Source organism: Levilactobacillus hammesii DSM 16381 (assembly GCF_001434395.1).
GTDB classification, from domain to species: Bacteria; Bacillota; Bacilli; order Lactobacillales; family Lactobacillaceae; genus Levilactobacillus; species Levilactobacillus hammesii.
Genome location: NZ_AZFS01000007.1, coordinates 26,915 through 51,464 on the forward strand (window position 1 = coordinate 26,915; position 24,550 = coordinate 51,464).

Here is a 24,550-nt window from a genome sequence, read left to right on the forward strand (position 1 = left end):
GCGTGCTATTCTTTAAAGGTGGAATAAGAGAATCATCTAGGAAATTTAGGGCCAACACCGTTTGGGGGCGGAAAGGAGCGGTTACTGATGAAATGGAGAACTTGGTTAGGACTATTTTTAGGACTGGGGACCGTCCTTCTTGGGGGAGGAACCATTCAGGCCGACACGGATTATGACAACGCGCTGAAGTCAGCGCCGCAGGGGATTTCCCTGGAGAATATCTTTACACCGGGGACGACCACGAATAACCAAGCAACGGTTGTCGAGACAGCGACTGCCGGCACCCAGGCTGCCAAGGTGAATAATGGCAAAAAGCAATTTGGGGCGTTGTGGTCGACCGCGGATAACGCTTTTGATTTAACTAAAAATGAAACGGCCTCGATGTGGCTGTACTTCGGAAATACGGGTAAAAAGGCGGCTGACGGTATGGCGTTAGTCTTTCAAAATGATGATCGGGGCCTCGCCGCCACGCCGACCTTTGGCAAGAATGTTTCGGGTGAGACGCTGGGAGTGTGGGGCGTGGATACCGATAAGAAGCAAGACAATGCGACCAAGCTCGCCGCAAGTGCCATTCAGAGGAGTTGGGCGCTGGAATTTGATACGCACTTGAATAACTCGACTAGCTATTCGAATGCGGGCGATGCGGATTCTTTTGACGGCAAGTTAGCGGGTCCCCACATTGCTTACAATTACCCTGGGGAAGTCGGCACGTATCAGATGGTGAAAGCCTCACAGCTTTTCCCGCTACCAGCGTCAGGCTACTACGCGACGCAAACACATGAAGGCACGATTACGGGGGACTATACGCTGTTAGCTAACGGTTCCTGGCACCATTTAACTTTAGATTGGAATGCAGACAAACAGCAGATGACGTATACCTTTGACGATAAAGATCCCGCGACTGGCCAGGAGAAGACCGGTGTGAGCAAGACGGCCGATCTGGATCTGACCAAGATTGATCCGAATCACTCGGGACAGATTCGCTGGGGCTTTACCGGCGCAACCGGGGACAGCTATGAAAACAATTTGGTTGTGATGGAAAAGATTCCGGGCTTGGTTGATGCTAAAGCCAAGACAACGTTGACGGATTTAACAACGAATCAGGCCGTGGCCAATGGGGACGTTCTAAAGGGGACCCATAAGTTCCGTTTGGATTATCAACTGAACTATCGTGATGGTAAGCAATCGTGGAAGGATGTTGCCGCGAACCTGAATTTACCAACATCGCTCGATTACGATAGTACGGCAACCATTCGCTATCAGAATGGGACGTCAGCAACGGTCAGTTTGGCGGATATGACGGCGGACAACCAACTGAGATTCACATTAGGTGAGGCGTTGGATGCCGATAACACTGCCGCGACGATTTCATTTACAGGAAAAGCAGACGACTTGAAGGGCGCAACGACGGTGCCCGCTAGTTCGAGTACCTTTTCGGCGGTCAATGGGGTCGTGACCACGGATACGCCGACATTTACGATTAATCCCACCTTGGAACTCAGCTTGTTCTCGTTGTCAGGCAGCAGCGTGCAAGTAGAGGCGGGAGAAGATGCAACCTTTAAGGGCCTCGTGGTGATTCCTGAAGGGGTCAATCTAAACAATACGGATATGACGGTTCATCCGACTCTGAATGGCGAGGCGCAACCCAAATTTGTCATGGCAGCGGGGGATGATAACAGTAGTGGCCGGTTCAATTATACGGTCAGTGCCGATCAACTAAAGGCTGGGGCCAATACTCTGAAGCTCAACGTTGAGGATCCGTATGGCAACATTTCCAACACCGTGACGTATACGATCAATGTTCCGGGACAACTCATTTTCCAGGAGGTTTCGCCGCAAAGTACGTTTGAAGAGACGGTCTTAACGGGGCAGAGCCAAAAGGTCAAACGGACGAAGGACTGGCAAGTTAAGATTCTTGATACCAGAGCGGCCGGTGCGCAGTGGTCCTTACAGGTGACGGGGACCGAGTTCAAGACCAAAGATGGTCGGCCCTTGGCTGGCAAGCTGTACTACCATGATAGTGACGAAAAAAGTCCCGTGACCACGACCCCAATGACGGTCATGAGCGGGGTGTCCAGTACACAAGATGACGTGACGGATGTTGTTGGCGGTTGGGATGATGAAGCAGGACTGATCCTTGAAGTCGGTGGGGATGCCATTCAAGGACAGTACCAAGCAGAGATTACCTGGACACTGAACAATGTTCCCTGACTAGGGCAATTTAAAAACGTGGTGACGGGTCGATGACCGGTGCCAGTACGAAAATAGAACGTGACGAAGAAGGCCGGGGTTTCCCGGTCTTCTTTTGCGTTGTTTTTTGACGCCGATTGTTTGTAGAGTAAATGAATTTTAAAACGGATAAGGTCTCACCGAAAAGGGATAACTCGCGCTTAGTGATCATAAAAAGACCCATTGTTACGTTCAAATACGCACAATGGGTCTTCGGGGGAGTTCATTTCAGTTATTTAGCGGGCGTCAGCTTGGCAGCCTGCGCTTGCGCCGCTTGTGCCACAATGTTGAGGTAGTTAAATGGGCGGTCGAAGTTTGGCTGGAAGAGCATATCAACCATGGCGAGGTCATCAATCGTGTTTTCGTTTTGGATGCAAACGGAAAGGGTGTTGGCTGATTGTGACACGTCATACTTACTCATCAATGCGCCGCCTAGAATTCGACGCGTATTTGGATCGTAGACCAGAGACATCAGGACGGGTTCGGTCGTAGGCATGAATTCTGGCCGGTAATTATCTTTGACGATGACTTGTTCAGCAGGGAGACCCTGTTGCTGAGCTGCAGCTAAGGTTAACCCCGTGGACACAATGGTCCGACCATAGAGCGCTAGTCCAGATGACGATTGCGTTCCCATGTATTTAACCGTGGGCTTAACCAGGTTCTTGCCCACCAAAATACCTTGCCGAACTGCGTTTGTGGCGAGTGGAATGTAGGCGTTCTGGTGCGTGGGGTTGTAGTGGACGGCAGCACTGTCACCGGCCGCAAAGATGTCAGGATTGGAAGAACGCATGTAGTCATCGGTAATGATGGCACCGTTCTGGGCCATGTCGACCTTGCCTTTGAGGAGGTCCGTGTTGGGCCGGAAACCAATGCAAAGAATGGCAAGATCGGTATCGTAGCTGCCTTTATCGGTCTTGATGGTTAAACGACCATCAGCATTGGTATCGAAGCTTTCAACCGTTTCACCTAGGGCCAATTGCACGTGGTTATCGCGGTAATCCTGTTCAATCACGTCGGTGAACTCACGATCAAAGTATTTGGGCATGACCCGTGACATGGCATCAATCAGGGTGACGTCATGACCGGTTGTCGAGTAGGCTTCGGCTAACTCGGCACCGATGTAGCCGGCCCCGATCACCGTAATATGGTGAGCACTCTTGGCATCTTCGATTAAGGTCTGTGCGTGGGCCCAGTTCTTGCAGAGCTTGACCTTAGCGTTATCGATGCCCGGAATCTTGGGAACAATTGGCCATGAACCAGAGGTCATCACGAGCTTGTCGTAAGGTGCAGTCGTTTGCTCATGGGTATTCAAATCTTCGACTGTAACCGTTTTCGATTCCGGATCAATATTGAGGACATTGTGGTTCATTTGAACATCTGCCCCTAATTCTGCGAGTTCCTTGGGACTCGAATAGAACAGCCCTTGTGGATCGGCGACTTTCCCCCCCAGATAGAGTGCAATCCCGCAGGACAGAAAGGAAATAACATCGTTACGTTCATAGACAGTGACCTCGGCATCGGGATATTCCGCTAAGATTTGTTTGATGGCAAAGGTACCAGCATGCGTACAACCAACTACTGTGACTTTCATGAATGTAGCCTCCCAGACAAGTTTTAATTAATTGATACAAATTTCACAAACCGCTTCAAAAAAATATAGGTAATTTGGTTACAACTTTATTTTAGACAATTTAATTCAAATGTCAACACTTTTGTGAAAGTGTTACCATTCTCTGCCGACGAATTGACCGTCGCTAGCCTTCCTGAGGGGTTAGGCGTAAACTAGATGCTGTAGTCTTGGGGCTTTACGAGAAGCGTAAGGCGATTAATAAAGGAGTGGTAGTGTCTATGAAAGCAGCAAAACATTTAACCGCTTGTACCACGGTACTGGTTGGAAAAAAGGCAACGGTCGATGGGTCGACAATGATCGCCAGAAATGACGATACGTTTTTGGCACTGACGCCGCAGCGATTCTACGTGCATCCAGCGGAACATGATCAACCCAAGCGGACTTGGGTGTCTAATCAAAACGGATTTACAGCCCCAATTCCGAGTGATGGTTACCGGTACTTGGCAACCCCTAACGTGGAAACGGATAAAACGGGTGAATACGCCGAGAGTGGTATTAATTCACAAAACGTGGCGATGAGTGCGACTGAAAGTGTCTATGGGAATCCCCAAGCCTTGGCTTTCGATCCCTTAGTGGCCAATGGGTTAGCGGAAGATTCCTTACAGACCATGGTCTTGCCTTACATCAACTCCGCCCGCGATGGGGTTCGGTACTTAGGCAAAATGATTAAAGACTATGGCTCGCCAGAGGGCAACGGCGTGTTGTTCTCCGACAATGATGAAGTCTGGTACATGGAGATTGTAACGGGGCACCACTGGGTGGCACAACGGATTCCTGATGATGCCTACGCGGTTGCCGCGAACCAAGTGGCCATTCAGCAGGTGACGTTTGACGATCCCGATAACTTCATGTACTCCGAAGAAATTCAGGAATTCGTGAGCGCCAATCACTTGAACCCGGACCAAGATGGCTGGAACTTCCGTCACATCTTTGGGACGAGTACCGAAAAGGATCGGCATTATAATACGCCACGAGTTTGGTTCGGCCAACGGTGTCTGAATCCGGAAATCAAGCAGGATCCACAATCGAGTGACTTGCCCTTTATTTGCCGGACCAGCCACAAGATTAGCGTGGAAGATGTTGAATACATTTTGAGTTCACACTACAACGAGACCAAGTACGATCCACTGGGCCCCGGTGACGATGCCGATCGCCTAAAGTTCCGGCCAATCTCGATGAACCGGACACAGAACTCTCACGTCTTGCAGTTACGTAACGATGTGCCTAAGGAAAGTTCCGCTATCATGTGGCTGTGCTTCGGGGTACCGGCATTTAGTCCTTACGTGCCATTCTTTGCCAACGCTACGGATACGGATGCCTCATACAGCAGCACACCCGTCCACTTGGATGATGTGAGTGCTTACTGGATGTACCGGAAGTTATCCATGATTGTGGAGTCACACTACATCGACTTCATCGAACAGGACACGGATTACGTGACGGCGGCTAAGGAGAGCTTACGGACGCACGTTGCTCAGGCACTCGAGGGTGCTAAAGACTTGCAGGGTGATGACTTAACGGCCTTCCTGACGGCGCAAAATCATCAGGTGACGGCAGATATGCGGCAAGTGACGACGAAGTTCACCAATGACTTAATCGAAAAGGGCTTAACGCTGTCTCATCTGACGTTTAACATGGACAAGAATCTTTAGGATTTAGCCCCTTACTTATACAAACGAAATTTTTAGCGAAACGGTCTCAATTTTTTGAGATAAAAAGTGAAATGAGCGTGTCACTTGCTGGTAAAAGGCAAGCGACACGCTCATTTTGGGTCGTGGCGATTTAATTTTTCTCGTAGATGGCACGAAGACTCTTACGATCCGCCGCGGAGAGCTGTGTTCGCCCCTCATCGATGGGGGTCATGACGGAGGTCTTGTCCGAACTATGGTCGAGCCCTAAGGCGTGGCCCAACTCGTGAATGGCCACAGAAAGTCTATAGGATTGCGGGTAAGTCGCGTTGAGCTTGGCGGTAGCCGTATTCGTGGTCAGGATGCCTTGCCAGCTGATGCGTTGCGTGATCTGCGGACCACCGTGACCCAACTCAATGGTTGACTGGCGACCGGTTTCCTTACGGTGGTACACCCCGAGTGTGATGCGATTGGTTCGCGTCGACCCCGGACCCGCGACGAGTTTGACAAGCCCCGTCTGATTGTAGGTGGCGATCGCCTGCTCGAAGACGGCTTGGGCCTTAGCCGGTGTGTCGTGGGCATACTGATACGTATACCGTGGTTGCAAGAGGACGCCTTGCATTGCCGATTCAACGGGGGTATCCGCGGCGCCGGTCTTGGTCGTGGCATCCTTGAGATTACGGAGGATATACCCGCTGGTCTGGTAGTTATCGTTTTTTTGCGTGGAACTTGACGTGAAGAGTCCGGCAATGGCGGGCCGATAATAGGTGAATTGGGCCGAAAGTGTCTGCCAATTACTGAGAATAAAGAGACCGACTGCCAACAAAGTCACAATAAGCAGTCGTCTGAGGATTTTCACACCGATCCTTCCTTTCGGGTTCTCCCGTCTGATTTCTGGTGAGGAGACATATTTAGGTTGATTCTAGGGGATATCATGGACCATAGCAACTAGTTGGCCTCATCAATGAAGGGACATGACCGTTTAAGGGCAATTATAAAATAAATTGTAATCAAACGCGGCCGTGAGCAGGAAACTGCTAAAGGGCAACAGTGAATGGTCGGTGAAAACGAACATGCTGTTAATAGAAAATACAATGTTCGATTTTTCTTCACATTTCCCCCGTAGTCTGACCAAATATTTACGGTTTAATAAGATTATAGTAATTGAAATGATAATTTATTTATTCAATGGAGGAGCGACTTATGAAGAGAAAAGAGATGACAAACTTAAAGTTAACCGCACAGCAGGGTCTGACCACGCAAGAGGCCAGTCAGCGTTTGAACCAATATGGGAGTAACCAATTGGTCGCAGCCAAAAAAGCCTCTATTTGGCGTCAAATTGGGCACCATTTGGCCGACGTTTCCTCGCTGGTCTTATTGTTTGCGGTCGGCCTGGCCAGCTATATGGCCCTATTTCAGGGTGGGGGTTGGACCAAATCCATCGTGATTGGGGCCATTCTGGTGATCAATGTGATAATCGGGATGTACCAGGAGGCCTCGGCCGAAAAAGCACTGGCGGCGCTCCAGTCGATGAGCCTACCCACAACGACGGTTCGTCGAGAAGACATTGCCCAGTCGATTGACGCTAAGGATGTGGTTCCCGGAGACTTAGTCTTACTCAAGGCCGGTGACCAGGTTCCCGCCGATGGAATTGTCCTATCTGGTACAAATTTAGCGGTGGATGAAGCCGTACTGACGGGTGAAAGTGTTCCGGTCGATAAAGTGGCTTTGCAGAAGCTGACGGGGCTTAAGGCCGATCAGCAGGTCTTCTCGGGAACAGCGGTGACCGCAGGAACGGCCGTGATCCAGGTGGTGACGACGGGGATGGCCACGGAACTGGGCCAGATTGCGGGGCTCCTGAATAAAACGAAAAAACGGGCAACGCCCTTGCAGGGACGGTTGAACCGCCTGTCGGGATGGTTGACGGCCTTTGCGGTAATGGGAGGAATGGCCATCTTCGCGCTGAGTATCTGGATGCAAAATCAGGGCCTCGCGGATAGCCTGATGATTGGAATCTCCCTGGCCGTGGCGGCCGTGCCGGAAACGTTGCCGATCATCGTGACCATCAGTCTGGCCCACGGGGTGAAACGAATGGCGAAACGCAATGCCATTATGCGCCGGGTCAATGCCGTGGAAACGATTGGTGGCGTTGACGTGATTGCCTCTGACAAGACGGGGACGTTGACGCAAAATCAGATGACGATTACCCGCTACTGGACGCCGCAATCCCCAACGGCGCAGGCGGCTTCTGAACTCACCCATGATGGCCGTGAGTTAATGCGTTACCTGGGTCTGGCGACCAATGCCGAGATCCAAACGGTGAACGGCGAAGAAGAGACGGTTGGGGACCCGACCGAACTGGCGATTGTCCGGTGGTTAGCGAAGAACGCGGCCAGCCGCAAGGGCTTTGAGGAAAGTGCGCCCCGGTTAGCGGAAAATCCATTTGATTCCACCAAGAAAACGATGGCTACGTTGCACCAGCTGAAAGATGGTCGCCGCTTAGTCGTGGTTAAAGGGGCCTTTGATCGTTTACCCGTAGCTTGGCCGGCCGGTGGTTTTGAACAGGCGAAGCAAATCCATGATGCGTTCGGCCAACAAGCGCTGCGGGTTCTAGCGGTCGGTTATAAGGTGGTTCCGGCGGGAACGGATGTGAACTGGGAGATGCTCACACAAGGTCTGACCTTCGCCGGTCTTGTGGGGATGATTGATCCACCACGGCCGGAAGTGATTACGGCAATTCGTGAGGCCAAAGCCGCTGGCATCAAACCGATTATGATTACGGGTGATCACATGGTGACGGCCGAGGCCATTGCGAAGGAAATTGAACTATTGTCACCAGGGCAATTGGTAATGTCGGGTGATGAATTGCGAACACTAACGGACGCAGAATTAGCGGCGCAGATTAAGCAAGTTGCCGTCTATGCTCGCGTCTCGCCAACCGATAAGATTCGGATTGTCCAGGCTTGGCAGAAGACGGGCGCAACGGTGGCCATGACGGGTGATGGCGTGAATGATGCGCCGGCACTTAAGGCCGCCGATGTCGGCATCGCCATGGGAATTACCGGGACGGAAGTGTCCAAGAGCGCGGCGGATATGGTCTTGACGGATGATAATTTTGCCACGATCATTTCGGCCGTTAAGGAAGGCCGGACCGTCTACCAAAACATTCTAAAAGCCGTGGAGTTCCTGGTGGGAGTCAACTTCGCGCAGATCTTCCTGATGGTCGGGGCCGTGCTCATGGGCTGGGGAGCGCCGCTATTGGCAGAACAGCTCCTCTTGATCAACGTCTTAGCGGATGGGATTCCGGGCTTCTACCTGAGCCGTGAGCCAGGCGAGAAGGCAGCGATGAAGCAGCCACCGGTAGCCAACGACGAGAGCCTGTTTGCTCGGGGCCTCGGGGGTCGGTTAGCGACTCGGGCCGTGACCTTCACGCTTCTGACACTCGGTGCCTATGGCTTGGGCCGCTTTGTCCTCTCGGCTAATCAGCCGGCCATCGGCATGACGGTGACGTTCCTCATCCTGGCCATTGGTTCCATGATCGATATCTACGCGATCAAGGACCGCCAGCCGTTGACTTGGGCCAGTCTTAAACGTAACCCGCGCCTCAACCAAGCGCTATTCGTGATGATTGGCTTGCTGATTGTGGTTGCGGTCGTACCGGGTCTGCAGGGCATCTTTGGCCTCGTGACCTTACCGCTGAGTGCCTGGGCGGTAGTCGCCGTCGGGGTATTCGTCCCAACGGCTGTCCTGGAGTTGAAGAAGCGTTGGGGACAACGTCGCCAGTTGCAGACCACGCGTTTATTAGAAGATTAATCGGCAGGTCAAATTTGGTAGGAACCACGCTGAAACGGGCCTCGTGACCCGTTATTCGCGAAATTCTAGTTGTATGCGATGCCAACTTGTGATACTCTGACAACAGTTGCATAAATCTAAAAACAATAGAGACGGACAACGCCAAATTGGCAACACATGTCCAGCGAGCTAAGGGTAGTGCAAGCTTAGCGATGCGTCCAATTGGGATAACCCCGTCTTCGTTGCAGGCTGAAATTTCGAAGAGTAGGCCGCGCCGTGACCGACACGTTATCAACCGGAGCGTATGTTCGTACGCTAGTTTAAAGTTGGTTTTGTATTAAAAACAATTTGGGTGGTACCGCGGAAAGATCTTTCGTCCCTAGTAATTAGGGATGATGGGTCTTTTTTTATGGGTCCACAGAAGGAGAATATGATGACAGAAGTTTTAGTAAAAGATTTATTTAGTGATCGTCAATTTGCCGAAGACGAACAAGTCGTCTTACACGGTTGGGTGAAGACCGTGCGGGGTTCTAAGCGCGTTGGCTTTATTGAATTAAACGATGGGTCTTGCTTGAAGAACGCCCAGATCGTGATGAAGAGTGACTTGGAAAATTACGATGAAATGACGAAGTTGCCTTTGAGCTCAACGATCAAGGTCGTGGGGACGGTTGTTTACACGCCGGATGCCAAACAACCTTTTGAAATTCACGCCGAAGAAGTTGTGCTGGAAGGGGCCTCTGACAATGATTACCCCCTGCAAAAGAAGAAGCACTCCTACGAGTACTTACGGACGATGGCACACTTGCGGCCACGGACCAACACCTTCTATGCGGTTTTCCGGATTCGGTCATTGACGGCCTTTGCTATCCACCAATACCTGCAAGAACATGATTTCACCTACGTGAACACGCCGATCATTACCAGTAGTGATAGCGAAGGCGCTGGGGAAATGTTCCGGGTAACCACGTTGGACATGAATAACCTGCCTAAGACTGACGATGGCAAGGTTGATGATAGCCAAGACTTCTTCAAGAAGGAAACCAACTTGACGGTTAGTGGTCAACTCCCAGTTGAAGCTTTTGCCTTAGCCTTACGGAACGTTTATACCTTCGGGCCAACCTTCCGGGCTGAAAACTCCCATACGGCACGGCACGCCTCAGAATTCTGGATGATCGAACCAGAAATGGCTTTTGCTGACCTGCAAGACGTGATCAACGAATCCGAGGGTTTGTTAAAGCACGTTGTGGAATATCTGTTAAAGCATGCCAAGGACGAGTTGGAATTCTTGAATGGCGCAGTTGATGAAGATTTATTGAACCGTCTTCACCAAACGACCAGCGAGAAATTCGCGCAGATTACCTACACGAAGGCGATTGAGCTTTTGAAAGAGGCACCTGTTAAGTTCGACGTTCCCGTATACTGGGGTCTTGACTTACAAGCTGAACACGAACGCTACTTGTGTGAACAAATCTACAAACGCCCAACCTTCCTGACGGACTATCCTAAGGAAATCAAGGCTTTCTACATGCGTGATAACGCAGATGGCAAGACGGTTGCGGCCGCTGACTTACTGGTTCCACGGATTGGGGAACTGATTGGTGGAAGCCAACGTGAGGAACGTCAGGCTGAAATGGCTAAGAAGATCAAGGACAACCACTTGCCACAAGAAGAATACCAATGGTACTTGGATCTGCGTAAGTACGGCGAAACCAAGCACTCTGGCTACGGTATCGGGTTCGAACGGTTACTGATGTACGTCACGGGGATGGAAAACATCCGCGACGTGATCCCTTACCCACGGACACCAGGTAACGCCGAATTCTAAATGAAACACTGGCCATACAGTGAGTCCATACTGATCGGGTTTAGTCGTGCCTGGCGCCTTACCGGCTGGCAGATATGGGCTGGAACGGTGCGGACACAACTTGAAGCCTCGAAAGACCCGAGTCTACAAGCTTGGTCTTCTACTAAGCTAGTGGGAAAGACACCCACTAACTAAGTAGAACGACGCGCCTGAGCCCATATCTGTCAGCCTCACGGCTCTGATGGTGGCATGAACGGCGTGTTTGCGGAGAACAGGTATTGTCAGGTTGGTTGACGTAACCGTGACTCATGGCAAAGTAGTGTGTTTAGCCGCAGGAGGTCAGGGATGGAGCCAGCTGTGTCGATGGCGTTAGCTGGTGTCTTTTACCAGCTTAGGCCATGGGACGTCTTTTAAGACGTGTGAACTTCACGGCTTAAAAGCGAGTCGGAAGCCCGCTCTTTGGCTGGAGCGGCCCCACAGCAGGTGGAATCCCTGACAGCCGGAGGCGGCCGGAGCACGCAGTTTCATTTTGAATGAAATATTGATTTAAAGCTAAAATAGGCTTCTAAGCAGTCGTGATGATTGCTTAGAAGCCTATTTGCGTAAGATTTAAATGGTATTCGTGGGTACCAGCCGCGCATAGCGGGCGTTGATGTAGGCCTCTGGCCCAATCTGGTACCAGGTCAACTGTTGGTCATCCACAATCCGGCCCCGGATTTCCAGGGATTCACCATGCGCCAACTGGCCGGCCGTCTCGCCGTAAGGTTCGGTGTAGATGGAAACCGCTGAACCCGGAACGTAATCCACTGACCCTAGCCGGTCGAAAGGTTCTGGCTGCCAGAGTCGCTTTTGTGGTAAGGCGGGGTGGGCCAGCTGATGTTCACGCCGAACCGTGTCAGTCGCATTGAGCCATTGGTTACCGCCCAGGTTGCACCAAACACCGCCATCCGTCAAGGTAATCACCATGAACAACCGCCAGAGAGAATCGGCAGGGAATTGGTAACCATAGTCGTTACCGTTAGGTTCATCGTAAACGTGATGATCAGCCTGTAAGAAGACGTACTGATGCACGCGTTGGACGGTTTCCCAGCTGTCCCGCCGGTAGAAGTAAACGACGCGTTTGGCCTGATGGCTAAAGGTGCCACGCTGAGGACCCTGTGCCTGAAAGATGTGATAACCCGCGACAGTAGGTGGGGTCAGGCTGTAGTTTAATCCCAGCTTTCCCCGATGGATTTGCGGGAGCTCTAGAAGGCGCCCGGAATCAAAGTCCACTAGGTAGCCAATGATGGGCTTACCCAGTAGCCGCCGATAGATAGCCGTCGTTAGGCCGTATTCGCTGATAAAGTCTTGGGTAAAACCATGAATGCGTGATAGGGCATATCCTGGAATCTTAGGGAGATGGTAATTGACTGGTGTATTTAGGGCACCAGTGATGACCAAAGCTGGCTGTAAGGCCTGGTTGTGCTCGTCGACTAGCCGGACAACGAGGGTCGCTGTCGGTTCTTGGGCCGACTGGGCTGGTTGGTGCAAGGTGATGGCTGGATCCGTTAGCACGGGTGCTGTGCTTGCCGGTTGGCTAGGCTTGACCGGTTCGGAGGGCGCCACCGGTACGCTGGGGCGACGGCGAACAGCCACCGGCTGCGGGACAGTCTCGCGCCGGGGCTTGGGTTCAATCAAACGTCGTAACCAGTCAAAAAATGCCATGCCATTCACCTCCAGAAGTTTCCTTTAAAATCTAGTATACCATTTTTACCCGCTACGCCAACCTGTGAACGCTATCGGATTTTCAAGATGGGAAAAGAATGACGGTTGTCGTGAAGAGAGCGGTCACATTCGCAGAGAAAAGGGGACAATGACGATGTGTTTTGACAATAAAAAAGGTGTCCCACCATTGCTGGTTGGACACCTACAAAACGTCTTTTAGTTGTCGTTTGAATCAGAGGCGTCGGTTGTCGCTGTCGCTGAATTGGCTTCATTGTCAGCAGCCAACGTGATCTTACCGTCTTCGATCTTAGCCACGAGATTCTTAACGTCCGCGTGGTCCAGGTAAAAGTCGGCAATCCGGTCCTCAATCTCTTCTTGAATGACCCGACGCAACGGCCGTGCCCCCATGGTTGGATTGTAACCCTTCTGCACGAGTTGTTCTTCAACGGGTTCCGTGACGTGGATGTGGAGGCCTTGACCGGCCAGCATCTGATTAACGTCATCGATCATGAGATCAACGATGTGCATCAGATTATCCTTGCTCAATGAGTTAAACTCAATGATGTCATCGAACCGGTTCAGAAATTCCGGCTTGAAGTAGTTGGTCAAATTCCCCAAGACGGAGTGGGTCGTTCCTTCAGCAGCGGCACCGAAACCAACGTTGGCTTCAGCATCACCGGTACCGGCGTTACTGGTCATGATGATCAGCGTATCCTTGAAGGAAACGGTCCGGCCTTGAGAATCGGTCAACCGACCGTCGTCAAGAATTTGTAAGAACATGTTCATGACGTCGGGGTGGGCCTTTTCAATTTCATCCAACAGGATCAGCGTGTAAGGATGACGCCGAACTTGCTCAGTGAGTTGACCGGCTTCTTCATAGCCAACATAGCCAGGTGGTGACCCGATCAGCTTAGAAATGGAATGCGGCTCCATGTACTCGGACATGTCGAACCGAACCATTGCATCCGCTGAGCCAAAGAGTTCATTGGCTAATTGCTTGGCCAATTCCGTCTTCCCAACACCGGTTGGACCAACGAACAGGAAGGACCCGATTGGGCGACCCGTCCCATTCAAACCAATCCGGTTCCGGCGAATGGCCCGGGCAACCTTGTCAACGGCTTCGTTTTGGCCGATGACATGCTTTTCCAAATCAGAGCCGAGACTCTTCAGTTGATGTTGTTCCTTAGCCTGTAATTCACCGACTGGAATGCTGGTCTTTTCCTCAACAATGTCTTGCATGTCCTTGACCGTCACCTCAGCTGAGGCATTTTGGTCGGCATCCTTGGCATTTTCTTTAGACTTTTCCAGCTTGGTTACTTGGTCACGGTAGTAGGCGGCTTTTTCGTAGTCTTCCTGCTTCAAAGCGGCCTGCTTTTGACTTTCAGCGGACTTAATCTTTTCATCGATGGCCTTAGGATCAGCGATGTTGATGGTCAAGTTCTTCCGCGACCCGGCTTCATCCAACAGGTCAATGGCCTTGTCGGGTAAGAACCGGTCTTGGATGTACCGATCGGATAGGCGAACGGCCGCTTCAATGGCCTCATCCGTGTAGTGAACGTGGTGGTAGTCCTCGTATTTCTTCTGAATACCCTTTAAAATCTTAATGGCTTCATCAGCACTGGGTTCATCAACCGTAACGGGTTGGAACCGCCGTGCCAACGCTTGGTCCTTTTCAATATCGCGGTACTCACTCAACGTGGTTGCCCCGATCAATTGAAAATCACCACGGGCGAGGGCTGGCTTTAACACGTTACCAGCATCCATGCCACCCTCAGCGTTACCGGCACCCATGATTTCATGAATTTCATCGATGAAGAGGATGATGTCGGGATTAGCCTGAACTTCCTTCATTAACTGTTGCATCCGTTGCTCAAATTGGCCCCGAATTCCGGTGCCTTGAACCAATGAGACAACGTCTAAGCGAATAATCTGTTTGTTAGCGAGCTTTTGAGGAACGTTGCCTTCGACAATCCGTTCCGCAAGGCCTTCAACGACCGCCGTCTTCCCAACACCGGCTTCCCCAATTAAAACGGGGTTGTTCTTCGTCCGGCGGTTAAGGATTTCGATGACTTGCGCTGTTTCCTTGTCACGCCCAATAACGGGATCGACCTTACCATCCTTTGCCAACTGGGTGAGGTTCAGACCGTACTGACTGAGTAAGCCATTACCTGAACCGCCCTGGTTGCCAGAAGGCTGGGTAGGCTGACCCTGACCGGAAGCTTGACGGAAATTAGCTTGGTTGTTGTCGCCACCTTGCATTGCCCGGAAAATATCATCCAGGTTATTAAAGCCGAATGGATCTTGTGCCATACGGCCACCTCCATTTCCAGAATCGTTTGATTGCTGTTGCTTTAGCAGCTGGTAACAATTTTGGCATAGGTCAACTTGTTGCCGCTGCCCATTTACACTCATGTAAAGGTGAATCGTTGCTTCATTGCGGTGGCAATTTTGACATAGCATCTTGTCGTCTCCTTTCTTGCCTGGAGTTCTCGTGGGAAATACCCACTGGATCTTCAAAAGGTGTTTGACCTTTCTTGACCATTGACCACATTATACCGCGTTCAGCTGACCGTGCAAGTAATTTGTTTGCCCGATAAAGACGCGGTATGGCAGGGGATTTCCAGCGAACGACTACATTTTAGCACTCTAGTCAATAGAATGCTAAAATGACCCTTCCAAATTTGAAAAAAGTTTGGAAAAAGCTTTGACCAACACCAAGTTTGCCCGTAAGATAAAGGAGAATGGCCTAGATGGGCAGGGTGAGAATCTGGTCGTCCAACGCATGGCCTTAGTCAACATAAAGTAGGGAGAGAAATAACGTGGATCGAGATTTTACGGACTTAATGAATCAGCTGAAGGATAAAAAGATTGATCAGTTTGAAGTGACACCAGCAGACTTTCCCGCTTTTCAAAAAGCCTTCATGGCGTTTGAGACACGAAAACGCGTGGTTGGTCAGGCGGATAAGAATGGAAAACTCACGTATCACTACGATCATGACGCCGGAAATGACGGCGAATAATGATTTTTTGATGAAAGCGGTTCATGTATAACTTGTAATTTACCGCTTAGATTGATATTCTTAGTAGGTAGGCGTGACTCGTTGAATGGTTGTTTGGCCAATGCGCAAGGTCAAGGCGAGCTGCGTTCGGTAAGTAGTCAACCTAAGCTTAAAGGAGATCGATCAATTATGGAAAAACGCGAATTTCATGTTACAGCAGAAACGGGTATTCATGCACGTCCAGCTACTTTATTAGTACAATCAGCAAGTAAGTTCAGTTCTGAAGTTAGCTTGCAGTACCAAGACAAGTCCGTTAACTTGAAGTCTATCATGGGTGTTATGTCTTTAGGTGTTGGCCAAAACGCTGACATCACCATTACGACTGACGGTGATGATGAAGCTGACGCAATGACTGCCATTGCTGAAACGATGACTAAAGAGGGTTTGTCTGACTAATGAAGACGATGCTCAAGGGGATTGCTGCCAGTGATGGGGTGGCTTGTGGTCGGGTCTACCGATTGGACGAACCAGACCTTCACGTGTCACAGCAGACAATCACTGATCTTGATTACGAATTAAATCGTTTCCATCAGGCCCTTGAAGCAACCGTCTCAGAGATTGAGACGATAAAAACTCGTGTAAATAAAAACCTGGGTGCTGACCGTGCCCAGGTTTTTATTGCGCAAATGGCGATGTTAAAGGACCAGGATCTGGTGGGAGACGTGGAAACCCGCATCCGTGAGCAGCACGTTAATGCGGAATTTGCGGTTGCGCTGGTCTCCTCAACGGTTGAAGATGAATTAGCCGAGTTGGCCGACAATCCCTATCTACAGGACCGACTCACAAATTGGCAAACGGTTGCCAAGCGGTTGACGGCTCATCTGTTAGGGGTAACCTTACCAGATCTGGCGTTGGTTAACGATCCGGTGATTGTGGTGACCCATGATCTGATTGCTAGTGAGGCGGTTGCCGTTAATCCCAAACAGGTCTTAGGGTTTGTCACGGATGCCGGCGGTCGAACTTCACATTCGTCAATCTTGGCGCGGTCGTTGAACATTCCCGCTGTGGTGGGAACGCAGGCGGCAACTCATGAGTTGGCAGATGGCGACCTGATTGTGATCAACGGGACGCAGGGTAACGTCATGGTAGGCCCAACTGCGGATGAAGTGACGGCTGCTCGGCAGACCATGGCCCAGCGGGTTAAAAATCAGCGGCGCTTGAAGCGGCTGACGCATTATGAGACGGTCTCTCAGGATGGTGTGGGGGTAACCCTGGCAGCCAATATGGGAACCGTGACGGATTTGCCCCGCGTGATGGCGAGTGGTGCCGAGGGTATTGGCTTGCTGCGAACGGAATTTCTCTATCTGGATGCGCAGCACCTACCAACGGAAGATGAACAGTTTGCTATCTATCGGCAAGTGCTCGAGACGCTAGGATCGCGGCCAGTTGTGATCCGGACGTTGGATGTGGGTGGCGACAAGACGCTACCTTATCGACCGTCACAAAGCGAGGCCAATCCCTTCATGGGTGCTCGTGCGATTCGCCAAAGTCTCGCGCACCAGCAGGTCTTCCGTAGCCAATTGCGGGCCCTGATTCGGGCGTCGGCGTTTGGTCACTTAAGCATTATGTTTCCCATGATTGCAACGTTGGATGAGTTGCGGCAGGCCAAGGCCATCTATGACGATGAGCGGTCTAAGCTGACGGCTAAACGGGTCCCTATGGGGAAGATTGCGGTGGGCATGATGGTCGAGGTGCCAGCGGCGGCATTGCTGGCCGATCGGTTTGCCAACGAGGTTGACTTCATGAGTATTGGGACCAATGATCTGATCGGCTATACCTTAGCGGCCGATCGGACCAACCAAAACGTGGCCTACCTGTACCAGCCGTATCATCCGGCCATTCTGCGGCTGATTGATAACGTGATCTCGGCCGGACACGCTGCGGGCATTCCCGTGGCCATGTGTGGCGAAATGGCCGGCGATCCCATTGCCTTGCCGTTACTTCTGGGAATGGGCCTTGACGAATTCTCAATGGCGCCGGGGTCGATTCTCAAGACGCGGCAACGGATCAGCCAGCTGGATGCCCACGAGTTGGCTTCATTAGCTGAGACGACGGTTAACTCGGCCAGCACCAGTCAAGAAGTGGTGACTATGGTGCAGGCGGCGGTGCCGGGTGTCTTAAAATAAGAACGTGAATGAGGACGTTTCCTGATGGGGATGTCCTTTTTTTATGGGCTTCTAAGCGAGGGCAGGTGGCCGACAACCAGCGGTGCTCGTCACTGCCGATGCCTAGGCACACTGGGCACCAGTAGAATGGGATAACGATGGCCAAATGATGAGATTTTCTTGCGATAGCGGTTGAGGTTTGCAATCCCCTAGTCAAACCCATATAATTGTGATGATTGTACAAAGCGAAGCTCTAAATCTTTTAGCCAAACACAGACGCAAGGGGGATTGGCGATGAACATTGGCTTATTTACAGATACCTATTTCCCTCAAGTGAGTGGGGTAGCAACGTCTATTAAGACGCTGCGTGATCAATTGGAAAAACAGGGGCACCAGGTTTACATCTTTACGACGACTGATCCGAATGTTGAACGAAACGTGTATGAGCGGAATGTCTTCCGTTTCTCAAGCATTCCATTCGTTTCGTTTACGGAACGGCGGATTGCCGTCCGGGGGTTATTTCAGGCGTATCAGATTGCCAAGGAATTAAACCTGGATATCGTCCACACCCAGACGGAGTTTTCAATGGGGTGGATCGGTAAGTTTGTGGCGCGGAATCTGGAAATTCCGTGTCTACATACCTACCATACGATGTACGAGGATTACTTACACTACGTGGCCAACGGGAAGATTCTGAAGCCCGTTCACGTGAAGCAGGGGACACTGGCCTTCTGTTACCATCTCACTGGGGTGGTGGCGCCGAGTGACCGAGTGTTGACGACCTTAACTGATTACGGGGTCAAAGCCCCAATTCGTGTGATTCCCACGGGGGTTAACTTGCATCAGTATGAACAACCAGATACGGCGAACTTACGGCGGGAGCTGGGGTATCAGCCGGATACACCGGTTATTCTATCGCTGAGTCGGCTAGCCTATGAGAAGAACATCAAAGAGAGCATCGCGGCAATGCCTAAGATTTTAGCGGGCGTGCCTAATGCCCAACTGCTGATTGTGGGGGATGGTCCGGCAAAGGAAGATCTCGAACAACAGGTGCAGGATGCCGGGCTGACGGATCACGTCACGTTTACGGGTCAGGTGAATAACAATGATGTTTTCCGTTATTACCACATGGCTAACGTCTTTCTATCGTCGTCCGATTCCGAGTCGCAGGGGCTGACGTATATCGAAGCCATGGCGGCCGGAACCAAGATTGTCGTGATGACGAGTCCTTATACGGACGAACTGCTGTCAAAGCGGACCTTGGGCGTCACCTTTAAGACGGAGGATGAGATGGTGACCAACGTCATCGATTATCTGAAGCATGGTGATGAGGAGCAGGATCCAGACTTGCTAGCGCGTAAACTGTCTGAAATTTCCGCGGACACCTTTGGTCAGCGTGTGATTTCGTTCTACCAGGATGCCCAGGCGAGTTATGAGGCCCTGCATGAAGATACCCCGGACTTTAGTGATTAGAGGAGCAATTGAATGCTAAAAATTAACATGTTCTCCAAGGCCGATTCCGTTAAGGGACAGGGCGTGGGGAGTGCTTACAATGAACTGATGAATCTACTGGCAACGCGGCTTAAGGATGAGTTCACGGTGACGGTCAATAAGTATGGTCGGGTTGATGTGACCCATTACCACACGATTAACCCCACCTATTACCTCTCAACCTTTTTGCCGGGGCGTGGCCGGAAGATTGGTTACGTTCATTTTTTGCCGGAAACGTTGGAGGGAAGTTTGAAGATTCCCCAACCGTTCCGGTCACTCTTTTATAAATACGTGATTGCGTTTTACCGCCGGATGGACCACATTGTTGTGGTCAACCCGACCTTTATTCCTAAGCTCGTGGCTTACGGCATTCCGGCTGAACGGGTGACGTACATTCCTAATTTTGTGAGCCGAAAGGAATTTTACCCGGTTGATCAGGATCAAAAACTGGCGTTACGGCAAAAATATGGTTACGACCCCCAGCGGTTTACGGTACTGGGAATTGGCCAGATTCAAGAGCGGAAGGGACTATTTGATTTCATCAAATTAGCACGAAACAATCCGCAAATTCAGTTCATCTGGGCCGGGGGCTTTTCCTTTGGGCGGATGACGGATGGTTATGCACAACTGAAGAAGGTGGTCGATGATCCACCTGCTAACCTGAGCTTCCCAGGGATCGTTGATCGAGATAAGCTGGTTGATTACTATGACTTGGCAGATCTCTTCTTACTGCCTTCATTTAACGAACTGTTCCCGATGTCCGTGTTGGAAGCCTTCAGCACGGGAACACCGGTACTGCTACGTGACTTGGATCTGTATCAGGCCATCATTGCGGGGGACTATCAACCGGCACAAGACTATGATGACATGAATGAACAGCTACACAGCTTGCCGAATGATCCTGCAGCCTTGGCCCACTGGCGTGAAAAGAGCCTGGCCGCTGCGGATCGATACTCTGAGGAACACCTCACTGAGATTTGGCGGAAGTTTTATACGCAGCAAGCAAAAGAGGGGTAAGTTGAATGTCACGACGAAATAAATGGGTACTAGCTTTAATGTTACTCTTGGGGATTGCCATTTTCGCTTATTCACTCCGTGACATTAAGTTCTCCGTACTGGTCAATGATTTCGTGCATATTAATTTCTGGTGGTTTGGGGTCGCCATTTTATGTATGCTACTGTATTTAGGTTTAGAAGCCTGGATCGTCAAGGTTTTTATCTCCGATCGTATCGAAGGGTTCACGTTCAAAGATGCGGTACGTATTCCGTTGGTGGAGCAACTGTTTAACGGGATCACGCCGTTTTCTTCCGGTGGGCAACCCGCTCAGTTGTTCGCATTAATGCAGACGGGGGTGGATGCCGGGAAGGCCAGCTCCGTCCTGTTGATGAAGTTTGTGGTCTACCAATCGATGATTGTGATCAACTTTATTATTGCGCTGGTGATTGGTTTCCAGCAAATTCAGGACAAACTGCACGCGCTCTCGTGGCTAGTGATCTTTGGTTTCACCATTCACTTGGCGGTTATTGTGGGCCTGCTCATGATTATGTTTTGGTATTCTTTTACCAAGAAGATGGTGGGCGTGCTGCTCTATCCCTTCCACTGGTTCATGAAGGCGGAACGTTTTCTCCGCATCGAAGCAAATCTGAATAGTAAGATTGATTCGTTCTACGCGGAGAGTGTCCGGATTAGCGGAAAAGGAAAGCTGATGCTACGGGTCTTTGTCATCACGTTCTTCCAACTGGCGTTTTACTACCTTATTCCCTACTTCATCATGCTGTCATTGGGCTATACAACGGCCAATATTGTCATGGTGACGAGCTTCCACATCCTGATTGTGATGGTGATTTCACTGTTTCCAATCCCAGGGGGCTCTGGTGGAGCCGAATATAGCTTTGAAATGATCTTTAGGAGTTATATTACCTCTAATAGTAAACTCGTCTTAGCCATGATTCTATGGCGGCTATTGACCTATTACTTTGGGATGCTGGCTGGTTTGGTGGCGATGGTCATCCGACCAGATAAGGTCACGGAAGAGTCAGATTTATGAAATCCATGAGTTTTTTGCATTAGGGCGTGTCATCGAGCGCTAAGTTTGGTAAAATCATTATGGAAAGCTAGAAAGGGGACCAATCATGGAAGAATCTCAATTGATTGGCATCATCAACCGCCTAAAGGCGATGCAAGAGGATGCCACCGACGAGCCACAACCCCGTCGTTTTGAAAAAGAGGGCGTTGAGCAGGCAACGGTTGTCTTTAACCAAGCCACGCACACCTACACCTTAACTGAACACAATCCGGAAACAACTTTTGAATTTGATAACATCGATTTAGTTGCTATCGAACTCTTTGATTTATTGACGGATAACTAAAACAAAACTATGGGCTGCCATAGTTTTGTTTTTTTATAATGGCGAAAGATTGAATTTTTTCCAAAGGTTCTGTAATCAGATTGATTACCTCGCAATATCCGCTATACTTGAGAGATGTTAATTATTATGTGGAGGCAGTCGTAATGGCGAACTTTTTTAAGCGGAAGACGAACTGGTTGAACACCCGGATGGGCTTTTTCCTGTTAATCGTCGTTTTATTTTGGGTAAAAACTTACATTGCCTATCAGACCGAGTTTACGTTAGGTGCTAAGGGGAGTGTTCAACAGTTTTTACTGCTGATTAACCCACTACCGGCCGCCCTGTTGGTATTCGGGATCGCCCTATATTTCCGGGGGCGGTTAGCTTACTGGTTGATGTTGATTATCGATGTATTGGAATCAACTTGGATTTTTGCGAATGTGGTGTACTACCGTGAATTCTCCGATTTCTTATCCTTTGGGATCATGAAGGGCTCGAGTTCGGTCGGTAACAACCTGGGGAAGAGTTTAGCCCAGATCACCCATTTATATGATTTCTTTGTATATGTCGATATTATAATCTTGATTGTGTTACTGGTTACGCATGTGATCAAAATTGACGCCCGGCCATTTAAGCGCCGGTATGCGTTCTCACTGACGGTGTTATCCTTTGCGCTGATGTTTGCTGAGTTTGGGATGGCAAATGCGGACCGTTCTGGCCTGTTGACGCGGACGTTTGATAATAACTATATCGTGAAGTACTTGGGACTTAACGAGTATGCCGCGTTCAATGCCTATCAGACGCAAAAGGAAAGTGCAACTCGGGCAAGTGCCAATGCTTCGGATATGAAGAGTGTCCTGAAGTATCTTAAGCAGAATCGGGTTAGCCCAAATGTGTCGTACTATGGCAAGGAGAAGGGCAAGAACGTCTTTATTATTCACCTGGAGAGTTTCCAACAGTTCCTCATTGACTATAAAGTTGATGGGAAAGAGGTTACGCCTACGCTGAATAAGTTCTACCATAACAATAATACCCTGTCATTTGATAACTTCTATAATCAAGTGGCCCAAGGGAAGACCTCTGACGCTGAAATGATGTTGGAAAACTCGTTGTTTGGGTTACCACAGGGCTCGGCTATGACGACCTATGGGACTCAGAATACGTTCCAAGCGGCACCGGCTATCTTAAGCCAAGAGGCGGGGTATACAACGGCGGCCTTTCATGGGGATGTCCCTAGTTTTTGGAACCGGGACAATACCTACAAGTCATGGGGCTATCAGTACTTCTTTAGTTCGAGCTACTATACGGAGAAGCCGGGGTATAGTGTCGGCTATGGCCTGAAGGATAAGATCTTCTTTAAGCAGTCTGCACAGTATATTGAGCAACTCCCACAGCCGTTCTATGCGAAGCTGATTACGTTGACGAACCACTATCCTTACGAGTTAGATAAGAAGAATACGGACTTCCCAGCGACGAAGACCGGGGATAAGACGGTGGACCCGTACGTCCAGACTGCGCACTATCTCGATCAATCGTTTGCTGAGTTCCTGACCTACTTGAAGAAGGTCGGCTTATATAAGAACAGTGTGATTGTTGCCTATGGGGATCACTACGGTATCTCGAACAATCACCGACCCGCAATTGCACAGTTGCTGGGTAAAGATAAGATCACGAGCTATGATCTCGCACAATTCCAAAAGGTACCGTTCATGATCCATGCAAATGGACTGAAGGGGGGCATTAGCCATACGTACGGTGGCGAAATTGATGTCTTACCAACCCTACTGGACCTGCTAGGGGTTAAAAACACGGATACGGTCCAATTTGGACAGGATCTTTTAGCGAAGAATCGTAATCAGACGGTTGCGTTCCGAGATGGTAACTTTGTTTCACCTAAGTATATGAAGATTGGTGGCACGGTTTACGACACGAAGACGGGAGAAGTCTTGTCTTTAACGGCCGCACAAAAGAAGGCAGTGGCCAAGATTCAAAATCACGTGACTACGGAGCTCTCACTGTCCGATCGGGTGATCTATGGCGATCTGCTACGTTTCTACACACCGAAGAACTTTAAGAAGGTCGATAAGTCTTCATTCACTTATAAGCTGAAACCAGCAATGGAGAAGCTGGGTGATGCAGAGAAGTCTGAAAAGACGAGCGTTCTGGCCAAAAATAACGGTAAGAGCACGGTCTCTAAGTATAAGACGGATGCACCAGAATTGAAGTAATTAAGAGAGTCGCGACCACAATGGTGTGGTTGCGACTTTTTTGATACGCTTGTGTTGGACGTATGACCTAGACCACTTTTGCAAGCGTAGGGGAATTCCACGATCGGATTGGGTATTTTTGCAGCTTTAAAACGCTGTAAGACCGGGGATGAGCGTTAATCCGCAAACAAATTTCAGTAAATATTCATTTTTTACTTGACCATAGTCTCAGATATTGGTAAACTATTTTCTGTTGTCAATTACAGGACAAACATTGTAACGGCAACGAATTGCTGCAAAATAATTAATTTAAAAAAAGGCTTGACGGTCTGATTGATAATTGATATAGTAGTAATCGTTGTTGAGAATATTTATTCAACCGAGCTTCAAAAATTCAATATTTATTCAAAATATATTGAAAAAATCGGTTGACAGTAATTTGACGACATGATATACTTTAAAAGTTGTCACGGAGCAAGTGCTTCACTGATAACTTGGTAGACCTTTGAAAACTGAACATTGTTTCGACAAACCAAATATGTGTAGGGCGGT

At 49.9% G+C, this 24,550-nt stretch carries 16 protein-coding genes; 12 read left to right on the plus strand and 4 right to left on the minus strand.

Translation table 11 applies throughout. The annotated features are described in order from the left end of the window. Positions 1 to 87 precede the first annotated feature (87 nt). Positions 88 to 2,211 carry an L-type lectin family protein gene (locus tag FD28_RS00940; RefSeq protein WP_057731672.1) on the plus strand — a complete coding sequence of 708 codons (2,124 nt, stop codon included), beginning with the start codon at positions 88 to 90 and terminating at the stop codon, positions 2,209 to 2,211. Between the two features lie 250 nt (positions 2,212 to 2,461). Here the strand turns inward: FD28_RS00940 and FD28_RS00945 are convergent, their stop codons facing one another. Next, positions 2,462 to 3,820 (minus strand): FAD-dependent oxidoreductase, encoded by a 1,359-nt coding sequence (locus FD28_RS00945; RefSeq protein ID WP_057731674.1) that lies wholly within the window; start codon positions 3,818 to 3,820, stop codon positions 2,462 to 2,464. A gap of 257 nt (positions 3,821 to 4,077) precedes the next feature. Between FD28_RS00945 and FD28_RS00950 the strand changes: the two genes are divergently transcribed. After that, positions 4,078 to 5,511 (plus strand): C69 family dipeptidase, encoded by a 1,434-nt coding sequence (locus FD28_RS00950; protein ID WP_057731676.1) that lies wholly within the window; start codon positions 4,078 to 4,080, stop codon positions 5,509 to 5,511. 130 nt (positions 5,512 to 5,641) lie between these two features. Here the strand turns inward: FD28_RS00950 and FD28_RS00955 are convergent, their stop codons facing one another. After that, positions 5,642 to 6,319: a matrixin family metalloprotease gene (locus tag FD28_RS00955; RefSeq protein ID WP_162255536.1), complete on the minus strand. Its 678-nt coding sequence runs from the start codon at positions 6,317 to 6,319 to the stop codon at positions 5,642 to 5,644. Between the two features lie 371 nt (positions 6,320 to 6,690). Here FD28_RS00955 and FD28_RS00960 point away from each other — a divergent pair, with 371 nt between their 5' ends. Together FD28_RS00960 and asnS are read left to right on the plus strand one after the other, a co-directional pair. Beyond that, the gene (locus FD28_RS00960) at positions 6,691 to 9,300 is read left to right on the plus strand and encodes a cation-translocating P-type ATPase (RefSeq protein ID WP_057731678.1); all 2,610 of its coding nucleotides are present in this window, start codon (positions 6,691 to 6,693) and stop codon (positions 9,298 to 9,300) included. Positions 9,301 to 9,712: 412 nt separating this feature from the next. Next, positions 9,713 to 11,104 carry an asparagine--tRNA ligase gene (gene asnS, locus FD28_RS00965; RefSeq protein WP_057731683.1) on the plus strand — a complete coding sequence of 464 codons (1,392 nt, stop codon included), beginning with the start codon at positions 9,713 to 9,715 and terminating at the stop codon, positions 11,102 to 11,104. 588 nt (positions 11,105 to 11,692) lie between these two features. On the opposite strand, the gene FD28_RS00970 is transcribed toward asnS, so the two are convergent. Together FD28_RS00970 and FD28_RS00975 are read right to left on the minus strand one after the other, a co-directional pair. After that, positions 11,693 to 12,787 (minus strand): MucBP domain-containing protein, encoded by a 1,095-nt coding sequence (locus tag FD28_RS00970; protein ID WP_057731686.1) that lies wholly within the window; start codon positions 12,785 to 12,787, stop codon positions 11,693 to 11,695. A 216-nt stretch (positions 12,788 to 13,003) separates the two neighbouring features. Next, positions 13,004 to 15,247 carry an ATP-dependent Clp protease ATP-binding subunit gene (locus tag FD28_RS00975; protein WP_057731688.1) on the minus strand — a complete coding sequence of 748 codons (2,244 nt, stop codon included), beginning with the start codon at positions 15,245 to 15,247 and terminating at the stop codon, positions 13,004 to 13,006. Between the two features lie 359 nt (positions 15,248 to 15,606). Between FD28_RS00975 and FD28_RS00980 the strand changes: the two genes are divergently transcribed. The 8 genes from FD28_RS00980 (at position 15,607) to FD28_RS01015 (ending at position 24,019) form a co-directional block, all read left to right on the plus strand. After that, entirely contained in the window at positions 15,607 to 15,807 is a 201-nt protein-coding gene (locus FD28_RS00980; protein ID WP_057731691.1) for a hypothetical protein, read from the plus strand. 168 nt (positions 15,808 to 15,975) lie between these two features. Further along, on the plus strand, positions 15,976 to 16,242 hold the full coding sequence (locus tag FD28_RS00985) for a phosphocarrier protein HPr (protein WP_057731695.1): 267 nt from the start codon (positions 15,976 to 15,978) through the stop codon (positions 16,240 to 16,242). Beyond that, positions 16,242 to 17,972, plus strand: a complete 1,731-nt coding sequence (gene ptsP / locus FD28_RS00990) for a phosphoenolpyruvate--protein phosphotransferase (protein WP_057731698.1) — start codon at positions 16,242 to 16,244, stop codon at positions 17,970 to 17,972. Before FD28_RS00985 ends, ptsP begins: the two co-directional genes overlap by 1 nt. Before the next feature lie 273 nt (positions 17,973 to 18,245). After that, positions 18,246 to 19,424, plus strand: coding sequence for a glycosyltransferase family 4 protein (locus FD28_RS00995; protein ID WP_057731700.1), 1,179 nt, complete (start codon positions 18,246 to 18,248; stop codon positions 19,422 to 19,424). A gap of 12 nt (positions 19,425 to 19,436) precedes the next feature. Next, entirely contained in the window at positions 19,437 to 20,459 is a 1,023-nt protein-coding gene (locus FD28_RS01000; protein WP_057731703.1) for a glycosyltransferase family 4 protein, read from the plus strand. Positions 20,460 to 20,464: 5 nt separating this feature from the next. Beyond that, positions 20,465 to 21,490: a lysylphosphatidylglycerol synthase transmembrane domain-containing protein gene (locus tag FD28_RS01005; protein WP_057731705.1), complete on the plus strand. Its 1,026-nt coding sequence runs from the start codon at positions 20,465 to 20,467 to the stop codon at positions 21,488 to 21,490. 85 nt (positions 21,491 to 21,575) lie between these two features. Further along, positions 21,576 to 21,812, plus strand: coding sequence for a YkuJ family protein (locus FD28_RS01010; RefSeq protein ID WP_020089680.1), 237 nt, complete (start codon positions 21,576 to 21,578; stop codon positions 21,810 to 21,812). A gap of 143 nt (positions 21,813 to 21,955) precedes the next feature. Then, entirely contained in the window at positions 21,956 to 24,019 is a 2,064-nt protein-coding gene (locus tag FD28_RS01015; protein WP_057731708.1) for an LTA synthase family protein, read from the plus strand. Positions 24,020 to 24,550 lie beyond the last annotated feature (531 nt).

Excerpts from the sequence above, each read along its gene's own strand:
- FD28_RS00945 (WP_057731674.1), bottom strand. The coding sequence starts at position 3,820 with ATGAAAGTCACAGTAGTTGGTTGTACGCATGCTGGTACCTTTGCCATC.
- FD28_RS00970 (WP_057731686.1), bottom strand. The coding sequence starts at position 12,787 with ATGGCATTTTTTGACTGGTTACGACGTTTGATTGAACCCAAGCCCCGG.
- FD28_RS00975 (WP_057731688.1), bottom strand. The coding sequence starts at position 15,247 with ATGCTATGTCAAAATTGCCACCGCAATGAAGCAACGATTCACCTTTAC.
- ptsP (WP_057731698.1), top strand. The coding sequence starts at position 16,242 with ATGAAGACGATGCTCAAGGGGATTGCTGCCAGTGATGGGGTGGCTTGT.
- FD28_RS01015 (WP_057731708.1), top strand. The coding sequence starts at position 21,956 with ATGGCGAACTTTTTTAAGCGGAAGACGAACTGGTTGAACACCCGGATG.
- FD28_RS00960 (WP_057731678.1), top strand. The coding sequence starts at position 6,691 with ATGAAGAGAAAAGAGATGACAAACTTAAAGTTAACCGCACAGCAGGGT.
- FD28_RS00950 (WP_057731676.1), top strand. The coding sequence starts at position 4,078 with ATGAAAGCAGCAAAACATTTAACCGCTTGTACCACGGTACTGGTTGGA.
- FD28_RS00985 (WP_057731695.1), top strand. The coding sequence starts at position 15,976 with ATGGAAAAACGCGAATTTCATGTTACAGCAGAAACGGGTATTCATGCA.
- FD28_RS01000 (WP_057731703.1), top strand. The coding sequence starts at position 19,437 with ATGCTAAAAATTAACATGTTCTCCAAGGCCGATTCCGTTAAGGGACAG.
- FD28_RS01005 (WP_057731705.1), top strand. The coding sequence starts at position 20,465 with ATGTCACGACGAAATAAATGGGTACTAGCTTTAATGTTACTCTTGGGG.
- FD28_RS01010 (WP_020089680.1), top strand. The coding sequence starts at position 21,576 with ATGGAAGAATCTCAATTGATTGGCATCATCAACCGCCTAAAGGCGATG.
- FD28_RS00940 (WP_057731672.1), top strand. The coding sequence starts at position 88 with ATGAAATGGAGAACTTGGTTAGGACTATTTTTAGGACTGGGGACCGTC.
- asnS (WP_057731683.1), top strand. The coding sequence starts at position 9,713 with ATGACAGAAGTTTTAGTAAAAGATTTATTTAGTGATCGTCAATTTGCC.
- FD28_RS00995 (WP_057731700.1), top strand. The coding sequence starts at position 18,246 with ATGAACATTGGCTTATTTACAGATACCTATTTCCCTCAAGTGAGTGGG.